We start from the raw sequence: 12,102 nt of genomic DNA on the forward strand, positions 1-12,102 counted from the left end.
TCCCAACAAGGAAGCAGGCCATGACCACCACCAACTCCGCTGACGGCTTCGCCACCATCTCCGTGGCAGCCGTGCTGGCAGAATCAGCCACGAGGAATCCTGACAGCATCGCGCTCGTCGTCGGGGATGACCAGGTCAGCTACGGCGACCTGTGGCGCCAGACCCGCGCCTATGCCGGTGCACTGCGGGCGCGGGGAATCGGCCCGGGAGACGCCGTCGCCGTCCTGATCCCCAACGTGCCGGACTTCGCCCAGGTGTACTACGCCATCCTGTCGCTCGGCGCGATCGTGGTGCCGGTCCACGCCCTGCTCAAGGCCCGCGAGATCGAGTACGTCCTGCAGGACAGCGGCGCCAGGCTCCTGATCTGCGCCGCGCCCCTGCTCACGGAGGGCGCCGCCGGCGCTTCAGCCAGCGGGGTCGATGTGCTGACGGTCATGGCTCCCGACGATGGCGGGTTTCCACGGCTGGAGGAGGAGGCGGCCGCCGCGGAGCCAATCCGGACGTACGAACCCTGCCGCCCATCGGACACGGCCACCATCCTGTACACCTCGGGCACCACCGGCAAGCCCAAAGGCGCACTGGGCACCCACTTCGCCCTGGTGGAGCAGACCAGCGTCCTGCTGACCAGCGTGATGGACTTCAGGCCGGGCGACGTCCTGTTCGGCGGGCTCCCGCTCTTCCACACATTTGGCCAGACGGTGGTCCTCAACACCGGGCTGCGGGCGGGTGCCACCATTGTGCTGATGCCCCGCTTCAACGGTGCAGACGCCCTGAAACTGCTGGTCAGGCACGGCGTCAACATCTTCCTTGGCGTGCCCACCATGTACGTGGCGCTTTTGGAAGCCGCCAAGACCATCCCGGACCGCCCGGCAGCGCTGCGTTACGGCATCTCGGGCGGCGCATCCCTTCCCCTGGCCGTCATGGACCGGTTCCGCGACGCCTTCGGGGTGGAGATCCACGAAGGCTACGGCCTGACCGAAACGTCACCGGTGGCCGCCTTCAACCACGTTGGCACGCCGCCGCGGCCCGGCACCATTGGGATTCCCATCTGGGGAGTCGACATCGAAATCGCACGCCCCGAGCTGGTGGAAAGCATTGAACTGCTGCCCACCGGCGAGCTCGGCGAACTCGTCATCCGCGGGCACCTGCTGATGAAGGGCTACCTGAACCGGCCGGAAGCCACCGCGGAAGCCATGGTGGACGGCTGGTTCCGCACGGGGGACCTCGGAACCAAGGACGACGACGGCTACCTCACCATTGTGGACCGCAAGAAGGACATGATCATCCGCAACGGATACAACGTCTATCCCCGTGAGGTGGAGGAAGTCCTGCTCACCCATCCCGCCGTGGTCAGTGCCGCCGTCTACGGCATCCCGGACGAGGTCCACGGGCAGGAAATCGCTGCCGCCATCGTGCTGGACGCGGGCGCTACCGTGACCGAAGCCGAGCTGATCGATTTCGCGGCCAACCAGCTCGCCGCATTCAAGTACCCGCGGGTGGTCAGGATCCTCTCCGAACTCCCCCTGGGCCCCAGTGGGAAAATCCTCAAACGGAAACTGGCCGGCGACGCCGGGTGAACCTGGGGGTGGACCGGGGGTGGACCGGGCTGCATCGGCCCGGAAGACTGATGGCATGACACGTGCAGCGCTCATCGAGCTCAATGACGGCAACCGGATTCCGCAACTGGGGCTTGGCACCTGGCCGCTGGACGACGAACAGGTGGCAACCGCCGTCGTCCAGGCCGTTGAAGCCGGGTACCGGCACATCGACACCGCCGTGAAGTATGGCAACGAGCGCGGCGTGGGCAACGGCATCCGGGCCAGCGGCGTGGACCGTGGCGAGCTGTTCATCACTACCAAGCTCGACGGCGAGTTCCAGGGCCATGACCGTGCCGTGGCGGGCCTGGAGGGATCCCTGGAGCGGCTGGGGCTGGATTATGTGGACCTGCTCCTGATCCACTGGCCGCTGCCCGGAAGGGACCAGTATGTCTCCACGTGGCAGACCTTCGAGCGGCTGCAGGCGGAAGGAAAGGTACGCTCCATCGGGGTGTCCAACTTCAAGCCGGCACACCTCGAGCGCCTCATGGCGGAAACCGACGTGGTGCCCGCGGTGAACCAGATCCAGCTCAGCCCGGCGATCACGCGGTTAGCGGAACGGGAATTCCATGCCAGGCATGGAATTGTCACGGAGTCGTACAGTCCCCTTGGCGGCTCCGGCGCCGGATTGCTGGGCGCACCGATTCTTGCCCAGTTGGCGGAAAAGCATGGGAAAACCCCTGGCCAACTGGTCCTGCGGTGGCACATACAAAACGGATTGGTAACGATTCCGAAGACGGCTTCACCGGAGCGCATGGCGGAGAATATGGACGTGTTCGATTTCGCCCTGGACCCGCAGGATCTAGCGGAATTGTCGGTGCTGGACGAGGGCCCCGGGGCAGGCAATGATTCGGACAGGACAGGGCACTAAAAACGCCCTGAACTGCACTTTTTTCCTCAAACAGGGTTGGCAAAAAGATAGTAAGCATGATTACTATTGAGCCAGAAGGATGAAGTGCCCCCGGAACATGGGGGCCTCCTCTACTTGGAAGAGAGCAACAAATGGGATTTATTGCATTTCTGATTCTCGGACTTATTGCTGGTGCGATCGCTAAGGCGATCCTCCCGGGCAGGCAGGGTGGCGGCTGGGTCATCACTCTGATCCTGGGCGTCGTCGGCGCACTCCTCGGCGGCTGGCTGGGTGGCATGATCTTCGGCAGTGGACTGCAGGAGTTCTTCTCCATCCAGACCTGGCTGCTGGCGATCGTTGGCTCGCTGATCGTCCTTGCCATCTACGGCATGGTCACCAAGCGCAGCGCCCGCGGATAACTGCACGGGCAAGCCAGGAGGCCGGCCTGGGGACACCATCCCCAGGCCGGCTTTCACTTTCTCCGGCACCGGGCTCCCGGCCCGCCCGGATCTGACAACCTTCTCGCAACCCTCTCGCAGAGCAGGAGTTCATCGTGAAAAACAAGCTTCTTTTGGGTGTAGGTGTAGCCGTTGGATACGTCCTCGGTTCCCGTTCCGGCCGCGCTGCTTACGACAAGCTCAAGGCCCGTGCCGCTGGCATCTGGGACAGCAAGCCCGTCCAGGACAAGGTGTCCGTAGCTACGGAGGCCATCAAGGAAAAAGCCCCCGAGGTCGCTGACCAGCTGGGCGAAGCCGCCCGCAGGGCCGGGACCGTGATTGGATCCGCGATGCACCGGGAGGGCAGCACGGCTGCCAGTGGGAGCCAGACACCCGGCACCTCGACTGCGGACGGCACCTCCAGTCCTGCCGGCACTTCCACCGCGACAGGGACAGCTGCAACTGCAGCACCCGGAGCAGGCAGCCCCGCTACGGGCGGTGCTGCAGGGGAACTGGGCAATGACCACATCCCGGCCCACAGCACGCACCCCGAGACAACAAACCTCGGCACCTCCGACGAGGCCGGCTCCCAGGGCTGACCCGCCGTTCCGCCAGTGTTCATGACGCGGGTAACGCAGCATGACAACGGTACTGGCCCATCTTTGTGCTACAACTGAATCGCTTTGCCGGCCGTCGCGATCCTTGGGGGACGCGGCGGCCGGCAATGCTTAACCGGAGTGTCTACAAGGCCTCGGGACAACTCCGCCCAGGTTTTCCACATAGCAGTTCTGCCGGCTCCTGATTGTCAGTGGTGGCTGGCAGAGTTGGGTTATGGAGGCCATTGGGGAGCATCTTGGGGAGACGGACGACGCCGGCAGCCGGCTCATGCGCCCGGCCCACCTTTACGCGGTCCCCGGGGAGGACACTCCACAGCAACCGGGGCCCGGACCTGAAGGACATGTGGAACCGGATGCGTTGGGCGGGATTGCTGTGCAGCTCGCGGCCGCCGCCCTTGCCGCCCCGGGGCTGCTCGCCAGCGCCACTTACGCCGAGGCCGCCGCATATGCCGGCAGGGTCGAGGATCTGGCCCGGACGATCGAATACCTGCAGCTCCTGGCAGCCGGCACCGTAGACCGGACCCGAAGCCAGGCCATCAGCGCGGCCGCCGCAACAACCACAGGCCGCCGCAGCACCGCTGGCCGCAGCATGCGGGAAGCTCAGCCAGCAAGAAGCTGGTTCACCGGGTGGGATGAAGACGGGGTCGGATCCCTGAAGGAAACCGACAGTAACTGGCCAGGGCCGCCTACGGCACGGCCTGCGGTCATGTCCCCGGCAGATGACGGCTGCCGCACCACTGCGGACTTCCTCCGCTTGCGCCTGCGTATCCCCATCCGTGAAGCCCGCCGTCGGCTCACCCTCGCCAGCCACACTCTTCCGGGCACCAGTCTCACCGGCCAGCAACTCCCACCAGCCCGGCCCCGTATCGCCGATGCCCTCGCCCCCAGCACGTTCTGCAGCAGCCACGCTGGCTCCGGGGAAACCGGCATCTGGGAAACCGGCACCTGGGAAACCGGGACAGTTCACGGGCCAGCGGTGTCGTCACGTGCCGCCACCCTCATCACCGCCACTCTGGACCGGCTCCAACACCGCACCACAGCCGGCACATTGGACCGGATCGAGCACCACCTCACCAAAGCTGCCGCAGCTACTGACCCTGACTTCCTTGCCCGCCTGGCCCAGCGCTGGACCGACATTATCGACGCTGACGGCACCGCACCCACCGAGGAGGCCCTGCGCCACACCCAAGGTGCCTTCATCCGCAAGCCCCGCCACGGCCTGCACCACCTCGAAATCTTCGCCACCACAGACCAATACGAATACCTCCACACTGTCATGAACACGGCAACCAACCCGCGCACCAGCACGCCCAACACCAGCGGGTATGACAGGCCAGTAGCCGGAACAGCGGAAGCACCAGGGACCCCGGGAGGGGCGGCTGGAGAAGCGGAAGCACCGGGGACCCTGGGAGGGGCGGACGCCGCCGGTTCACCGGACCTGGACCGCCGTACGCGCGCCCAAAAACAACTCGACGGCCTCGTCACCGCGGCCAAGACCGCCCTCGCCACCGACACCCTCCCCACCACCGGCGGCAACCGGCCGCAGATCATCGCCACTATCCACTACCAGGACCTCTTCCCCACCCGCGCCACAAAACCTGGGACTCAAACAGGCGCCGGAACAGGAACAGCCACAAGACCGGAAAACAGTGTCAGTAAAGAACCGGGAACAGGCATAGAACCAGGGACCGGAACAGAGGCAGAGATCGGAACAGTGGCGGGGACCGGCAACTTCGTCTTCACCGGCCCTGTCGCCGCGGCCACCCTCCGAAAGATCGCCTGCGACGCCGACATCATCCCCGCTCTCCTGGGCACCCGCGGCGAAATCCTGGACCTCGGCCGCAAGACGCGCCTCTTCACCCCGGCCCAACGGACGGCCCTCACCGCCCGCGACCAAGGTTGTGCCTTCCCCGATTGCACTATTCCCGCCCCGCGGTGCGAGGCCCACCACATCACTTACTGGTCACACGACGGGCCCACCAACACCAACAACGGCGTCCTGCTCTGCAGCCACCACCACCATCTCGTCCACAAAGAAACCTGGACGATCACCAGCACCCAGGGCGACCCCGCTTTCATTCCCCCACCCCACATCGACCCCACCCAAACGCCACGCCGAAACCTATACTTCAAGCCACCACTACCCCTCCCATCCCCATGACCGCCACCACCCAGATCACACGGGAGCCACCACCCAGGTCACACAGGTGCCACTGCCGTCCCGGGCACTGCAGTCGCGGGCACCATCGTCCCGAGCACCACAGTCCCGTCCAGTTCCTCGGAGCGGACTGTCTTCACCTGGAATCCGGCTTCGGCAAGGAGCCCGGAGGTGCCGGCCGCCTGGCGCTCGCTCGTTTCGATCAGCACACTGCCGCCGGGAGCCAGCCACTCGTGGACGTCGGCGGCAACCCGGCGATGGAAGTCGAGGCCATCCGGGCCACCGTCGAGTGAGAGAGGGGGTTCGTGCAGGCGCGCCTCCGGAGGCATCGTGGGGATGGCTTCCGTGGGCACATAAGGAGCGTTGACCACCAGCACCCGGACCCGGCCCTTGAGCGCGCGCGGAAGCGCCTGGAACAGGTCGCCGGCGTGGACATGGCCACCCAGCGGCTCAAGGTTCCGGCGGGCACACTTAACCGCTGCGGGCTCGATGTCCGCGGCGTGCAGTTCCACTCCGGTTGCCCGGTGGAGGATTACCGCCCCTACCGCCCCTGATCCGCAGCAGAGATCAACGACAACCACCGGTTCGGGCTGATCCGGCAAGAGCACCAGGGCTTCATTCACCAGCAACCCGGTGCGCCGGCGCGGAACGAAGACTCCGGGGGCAACCAGCACGCGCAGGTCCGCAAATTCGGCCCACCCCAGGATGTGTTCCAGGGGCACACCTTCCACGCGGCGCCGGACGTTGACGGCAAGCTGCGCGGGACCGGAAGCTTCAGCCAGCAAAAGGCGGGCCTCGTCTTCGGCAAAGACACAACCGGCGGACCGCAGTGCAGTGACAACCCGGTCGAAGACGGGTGAAGTGGACCCGTGAACAGTCCCTGGTCCAGAAGATGGCACGGCCACGCCTTTCGGTGGGCAGCCGGACTCCCCCACGCCGCCTAGACCAGGTCCTCCGGGCGGCGGGCAGGCACACCCGATGCCGTTGCGGTAGCTACCGGACCCACCTCCCATCTGCCGGTGCTGGAAATTCCATGCTAATTGTCCACCGGACGCACGGGAATACGGGCGATCTGTTGGCAGGATGGAAACATGACCAGCCCCACCGCCGGCAACACCCTTTGGATCGGCTCCTACACCCCCGACGGCGGCGGCCGCGCCCATGGCATCGGCGCCGTCCGCGGGCATCAGGACGGCAGCCTTGAATGGCTGGGCACGGCCGTCGCGGCAGAGTCGCCGTCGTTCCTTGCCGTCCATCCGGCACTGCCGGTGGTGTACGCGGCGGCGGAGCAACGCAAGAAAGTCCAGGCGTACCGGCGCCTCGGTGCCTTCAGCCTGGAGCCGCGAGGGGAATCCCAGCCTGCGGGTGAAGCAACCTGCCACGTGGCCGTGGACCCGCGGGGACGGTTCGTTACCGCTGCCTGCTGGGGCGATGGCCAGGTCCTGCTGTACGAGTTGGATGACGACGGCGGCATGGCCGGGCGGTTCCCCGCCGCATCGTCGGCGGACCCCCACGCCACCCTCTCCCCCGGCAGTCCGCGGCAAAGTCGTGCGCACGCCAGCCTGATGCTGCGCGACGGACGTGTCATGACCACGGACCTGGGACACGACACACTCCGGATATGGACATACCAGCCCGGCCTGGGTCTGGTACCTGACCACGAAGTAGTCCTCCCCTACGGCAGCGGGCCGCGGCACCTGGTGGAGCACCCGACGGGCAACGTCTTCGTCGTCTCGGAATACTCCGTGGAGGTCTTCGTGGTCCGCCCCGATGCCGGCACCTACGAACTCGTGTTCCGGGGACCTGCGACGGCCGGCGGCAGCCAGGAAGGCGATTCGGCCGCCGAGATATGCCTTGGACCGCAGGGCAACTTCGCCTACGCCGGTGTGCGCGGGTCAAACCTCATCAGCGTGCTGGAGGTGGCGGCAGGCGGGACGGAACTCATTCCCGTCAAGGACTTTGACAGCGGCGGTGACTGGCCGCGGCACCACCTGGTGCGCGGAAGCTGGCTGCACGTGGCCCACGAGCGGTCGGACAACATCGCAACGTTCCAGCTGGACCCAGTCACCGGGCTCCCCGGCCCCCGGCTCCACAACCTGGCTACCCCGTCACCGACGGCTATCATCCCCGCCACGTAGCCGCCCGTACGACGCGGGCCCGCCTCCTTTTCCGGCTTCTGCCCAAGACGCTGGAGTAATCCGGTGCAAGCGCTTACAGTTGTGACTTGGTTCACAAGGCAGCATGCTGTCCTTCGAACCCTCCTGCCGCATCCCTTGTCAACGGCAAGCCTGTCCAGCAGCGCTGCTTCCCAGGAAGGTCTCACCCTTGTTATTCCGCACCCCTCCCGGCGCGCCCCCACGCGCCCACCTGCCGGCCACGCCGGCAGGAACCCAGCACTCCGCAACCGCCCGACCAACCCCGAGGCGGCTCGCAGCACGGTCGACAGCCGGCCTGCTGGCAGCCGCCGTCGTGGCGTCGGTGGCGATCCTCCCGGCCAACGCCGGGCCTGGTCCCAAAGACCCCGGCGGCAAGGACCCCGGAACCAACCCCGCGTCGGCGACAGCCCTGCACTCGCTCCGCGGCCCGGTAACGGACGAGAACTTCTACTTCGTCATGGCGGACCGGTTCAGCAATGGCAGCACCGCCAACGACCAGGGCGGCCTGGGCCCGGACCCCATGGTTTCCGGCTTCGACCCCACGAAGAAGGGCTTCTACAACGGCGGAGACCTGGCCGGCCTGCGCAGCAAAATCGATTACATCCAGGGCATGGGGACCACGTCCATCTGGCTGACTCCAAGCTTCAAGAACAAGGCGGTCCAGCCCGAGGACAAGTCAGCCGGCTACCACGGTTACTGGGTCACCGACTTCACCCAGATCGATCCCCACCTGGGCACCAACGATGAACTCAAGGCACTGATCACCGAGGCCCACGCCCGCGGCATGAAGGTGTACTTCGACATCATCACCAACCACACCGCGGACGTCATCGGCTACCAGGAGGGCGACCGCAAGGGCTATGTCTCAAAGGACGCTTCCCCCTACAAGACGGCCTCAGGGGAAGCATTCGATGACCGCGACTACGCCGGCACGGGCACCTTCCCGCAGCTGGACGCCAACACGTCGTTCCCGTACAAGCCGGTCCTCACCCCCGGCGAAGAAAACCTCAAGGTCCCCGCCTGGCTGAACGACCCCACGCTGTACCACAACCGCGGCGACACCACCTTCACCGGCGAGGACTCCATGTACGGTGACTTTTTCGGTCTCGATGACCTCTTCACCGAGAATCCCAAAGTGGTGCACGGGATGGAGGACATCTACAAGTCGTGGATCGGCGACTTCGGCGTGGACGGCTTCCGCATCGACACCATGAAGCACGTCAACAATGAGTTCTGGCAGGAATTCGGCCCCGACGTCCTCAGCTACGCCAAGGAACACGGCAAGGACGAGTTCTTCATGTTCGGCGAGGTGTTCGATACCAGCAAGAGCTTCACGTCCCAGTTCACCACCCGGAACAAGATGCAGGCAGTACTGGACTTCCCCTTCCAGGACGCGGCCCGCAACTACGCTTCCAAGAGCCAGGACGCCAAGGCCCTGCAGTCCTTCTTTGCCGGCGATGACTGGTACACGGACGCCGACTCCAACGTCTACGAACTGCCCACCTTCCTGGGCAACCACGACATGGGCCGGATCGGCAGCTTCATCGCCCAGGACAACCCGGCCGCAAGCGATGAGGAGAAAGTCGCCCGCGATGAACTGGCGCACGAACTGATGTACTTCTCCCGCGGCAACCCCGTGGTCTACTACGGCGACGAGCAGGGCTTCACCGGCCCGGGCGGGGACCAGGACGCGCGCCAGACCCTCTTCGCCAGCAAGGTGCCGGAATACCTGGACGACGACCTCCTGGGAACGGACGCCACCCACGCCACGGACAACTTCAACCCGGACCACCCGCTCTACGCCAAGATCCGGGAGCTTGCGGCCCTGACCAAGGAGCACCCTGCACTCCGGAACGGCGCACACCAGCACCGCTACGCCTCCGACGGGCCGGGCATTTACGCGTTCTCCCGCACAGACGCGCAGGACCAACGCGAATACGTGGTGGCCCTCAACAACAGCGCGCAGGCACAGACGGCGGAGATTCCCACCTACATCGCCAAGCGCAGCTACACGCGCATCTACGGTGCGGGCGCCGAGGAGGCAAAGACCTCGGACGACGCCAAGCTGACGGTGACCGTCCCGCCGCTGTCCGCCGTCGTCTACGAATCCTCGGGCCGGATTCCGCACTCAAAGGCCGCCCCCGCCGTCGCCCTCCAGCAGCCGGCCCCGGCGCCGGGCGACAACGGGCGCATCAACGTCACGGCCGACGTCGACGGTTCCTCGTTCTATGAGGTCACCTTCGAAGCCAGGACAGCGGGCGGCGGCTGGCAGCCAATCGGCACGGACGACACCGCGCCCTACCAGGTGTTCCACGACGTGGCCGCACTGGATGCCGGCACCCCGCTTGAGTACCGCGCAACGGTGCTGGACAACGGCGGCCACACCGCCACCAGCCAAAGCCGCTCCGCCAGCGTCCCCGCACCCGTCCTGACCCTGCAGAAGCCCGTGGAGGGCAGCAGCGTGGAAGGCAAGGTGGAGCTCTCCGCCACCGCTGATCCGGAGAAGGCCAGCCATGTCGTCTCCTTCGCACGGAGCGTGGACGGCGGCGACTGGACCGGGGTGGGCACCGACTCGTCGTCGCCCGTGTACTCAGCCACCGACGACGTCTCCGCACTCGCCGACGGCACAAAGGTCCGGTACCGCGCCTCGATGAGCGGCCCGGGCTTCAACGTCACCAGCGACACCAGGACCGTCACCGTCGGCCAGGCCCCGCAACCGGACTCCGTCACGGTGGCCGGATCCCTGAACCAGGCCATGGGCTGCAGCGCTGACTGGGATCCTGCCTGCCCGCAGGCCCGGATGGTGTTGGATCCGGCGGACCGGATCTGGCGCTTGACCGTGGACCTGCCGGCCGGAAAGTACGAATACAAGGCAGCACTCAACGGCGGCTGGGATGAAAACTACGGCGCCGACGGGCAGCTGAACGGACAGAACATCGTGCTGGACCACCCCGGCGGCCCGGTGACCTTCCGCTACGACAACAGCACCCATCTCCTCACCACCGTGTACGCCTCCCAGCAGCCCGCTGCCGTGGCGGCTGCGGGAAGCATGGACAGCGAACTGGGATGCGCCTCCGACTGGGAGCCGGCATGCGCCCAGGCGCAGCTGACCCTGGACCCGGCGGACCTGGTCTGGAAACTGGCCATCCCTGACCTGCCGGCCGGGAGCTACGAGTTCAAGGCGGCGCTCAACAAGTCATGGGACGTCAGCTATGGGGCCGGCGGGGCTTCCCCCGGAGCCAACATCGTGTTTGAGCACGACGGCGGCCCGGTCACCTTCCGCTACGACCACGTCACGCACGTAATCACCGCCGGGCCGGCCACCTAACCCCTGACGGGGTGGCCGAGGATGCCAATCAGCCGCCGGATGGCGTCCTCGGCCGTGGGCGGCGGCCCGAACACCTCGCGTTGCCGTGATGTGTCCGCCACATAGCGGCCGGTCTGGAACCACGAGATCATGGTCGCCATATCCTTGGCCATCGGGTTGACCGGGCCCAGGACAACCCCCGCCGCCTTCAGGACGGCCACGGGCACCGACCGGACCTTGATCTCCCTGCCGGTGAGCCGGCCGGCGATATCGGCAACCTCCTGCATGCCCAGGGGCCGGTCCCAGCCGATGTCGATCCGCTGGCCTTCCACGCCGGGGGCGTCCACCGCCTCTGCAAGGTAGCCCGCAAGGTCGGGTGTCAACACGAACGTCAGCGGGGTGCGGGCGGACCCGAACCAGGAGAGCCTGCCCTTGGCCACCGGGTCGCCGCCGAACCGCGTGACCTGGTCCAGGAACGCGCCCGGGCGCAGGGCCACGAAGGGCACCCCGAGCTCCTCCAGCCTGTCCTCCATCAGCTTCTTGTGCCAGAAGTGCGGTACCTGCGGTGTCTGGTCACACGTCAGGATGCTGGTCAGGACGAAGCGGCGCACGCCGGCCCTTGCCGCGGCCTCGGCCAGATTGGCGTTTCCCACCCGGTCGATCTCCGGGCTGTCACCCTTGCGGTGCCGGGTGTAGCCGGCCGCGGAGGTCACCACTGCGTCCACTCCGGCCATGGCGTGGTTGAGCGAGTCGGGGTCCATCATGTCACCGCGTGCAATGCCGGCCCCGGCTGCCTCCAGCTTGGCGGGGTCGGAACCGGGACGCACCAGGGCGCGCACCTGCTTCCCACGGCGCAGCAACTCCGACACGACCTGGCTGCCGAGCATTCCCGTGCCACCGACCACCAGGATGGGCCCCCGCCCGCCGGATGCCTCGGCCGGCCCTGTGGGTTCAGGGAGCGGGTGCGGATTCTCGCCCATGT

9 protein-coding genes are annotated in these 12,102 nt (G+C 66.6%); 7 read left to right on the forward strand and 2 right to left on the reverse strand.

Features of this window, described 5'->3' with window-relative positions:
- Nucleotides 1-20 precede the first annotated feature (20 nt).
- The 5 genes from RM50_RS08770 (at nt 21) to RM50_RS20200 (ending at nt 5,660) form a co-directional block, all read left to right on the forward strand.
- Nucleotides 21-1,577, forward strand: a complete 1,557-nt coding sequence (locus RM50_RS08770; protein ID WP_043451906.1) for a long-chain-fatty-acid--CoA ligase — start codon at nt 21-23, stop codon at nt 1,575-1,577.
- Between the two features lie 55 nt (nt 1,578-1,632).
- Nucleotides 1,633-2,466, forward strand: a complete 834-nt coding sequence (locus tag RM50_RS08775) for an aldo/keto reductase (RefSeq protein ID WP_043451974.1) — start codon at nt 1,633-1,635, stop codon at nt 2,464-2,466.
- Nucleotides 2,467-2,597: 131 nt separating this feature from the next.
- Nucleotides 2,598-2,864, forward strand: a complete 267-nt coding sequence (locus RM50_RS08780) for a GlsB/YeaQ/YmgE family stress response membrane protein (protein WP_043451908.1) — start codon at nt 2,598-2,600, stop codon at nt 2,862-2,864.
- Between the two features lie 134 nt (nt 2,865-2,998).
- Nucleotides 2,999-3,481, forward strand: coding sequence for a hypothetical protein (locus RM50_RS08785; RefSeq protein ID WP_043451911.1), 483 nt, complete (start codon nt 2,999-3,001; stop codon nt 3,479-3,481).
- Nucleotides 3,482-3,713: 232 nt separating this feature from the next.
- Nucleotides 3,714-5,660: an HNH endonuclease signature motif containing protein gene (locus RM50_RS20200; protein WP_052260077.1), complete on the forward strand. Its 1,947-nt coding sequence runs from the start codon at nt 3,714-3,716 to the stop codon at nt 5,658-5,660.
- Between the two features lie 38 nt (nt 5,661-5,698).
- Here the strand turns inward: RM50_RS20200 and RM50_RS08800 are convergent, their stop codons facing one another.
- On the reverse strand, nt 5,699-6,556 hold the full coding sequence (locus RM50_RS08800; protein ID WP_052260080.1) for a putative protein N(5)-glutamine methyltransferase: 858 nt from the start codon (nt 6,554-6,556) through the stop codon (nt 5,699-5,701).
- A 192-nt stretch (nt 6,557-6,748) separates the two neighbouring features.
- Between RM50_RS08800 and RM50_RS08805 the strand changes: the two genes are divergently transcribed.
- Both RM50_RS08805 and RM50_RS08810 read left to right on the forward strand, forming a co-directional pair.
- Nucleotides 6,749-7,795, forward strand: coding sequence for a lactonase family protein (locus RM50_RS08805; RefSeq protein WP_043451917.1), 1,047 nt, complete (start codon nt 6,749-6,751; stop codon nt 7,793-7,795).
- A gap of 187 nt (nt 7,796-7,982) precedes the next feature.
- Nucleotides 7,983-11,141: an alpha-amylase family glycosyl hydrolase gene (locus tag RM50_RS08810; RefSeq protein ID WP_043451919.1), complete on the forward strand. Its 3,159-nt coding sequence runs from the start codon at nt 7,983-7,985 to the stop codon at nt 11,139-11,141.
- Here RM50_RS08810 and RM50_RS08815 read toward each other — a convergent pair.
- On the reverse strand, nt 11,138-12,100 hold the full coding sequence (locus RM50_RS08815) for an SDR family oxidoreductase (RefSeq protein ID WP_082007020.1): 963 nt from the start codon (nt 12,098-12,100) through the stop codon (nt 11,138-11,140). The two genes, RM50_RS08810 and RM50_RS08815, sit on opposite strands and share 4 nt — an antisense overlap.
- Nucleotides 12,101-12,102: the final 2 nt, after the last annotated feature.

This window comes from Pseudarthrobacter phenanthrenivorans (assembly GCF_000813845.1).
Classification (GTDB): Bacteria; Actinomycetota; Actinomycetes; order Actinomycetales; family Micrococcaceae; genus Arthrobacter; species Arthrobacter phenanthrenivorans_B.

What these genes read in the sequence shown, in the direction of transcription:
- RM50_RS08770 (WP_043451906.1), top strand. Translation starts at nt 21, where the DNA reads ATGACCACCACCAACTCCGCTGACGGCTTCGCCACCATCTCCGTGGCA.
- RM50_RS08775 (WP_043451974.1), top strand. Translation starts at nt 1,633, where the DNA reads ATGACACGTGCAGCGCTCATCGAGCTCAATGACGGCAACCGGATTCCG.
- RM50_RS08780 (WP_043451908.1), top strand. Translation starts at nt 2,598, where the DNA reads ATGGGATTTATTGCATTTCTGATTCTCGGACTTATTGCTGGTGCGATC.
- RM50_RS20200 (WP_052260077.1), top strand. Translation starts at nt 3,714, where the DNA reads ATGGAGGCCATTGGGGAGCATCTTGGGGAGACGGACGACGCCGGCAGC.
- RM50_RS08805 (WP_043451917.1), top strand. Translation starts at nt 6,749, where the DNA reads ATGACCAGCCCCACCGCCGGCAACACCCTTTGGATCGGCTCCTACACC.
- RM50_RS08815 (WP_082007020.1), bottom strand. Translation starts at nt 12,100, where the DNA reads ATGGGCGAGAATCCGCACCCGCTCCCTGAACCCACAGGGCCGGCCGAG.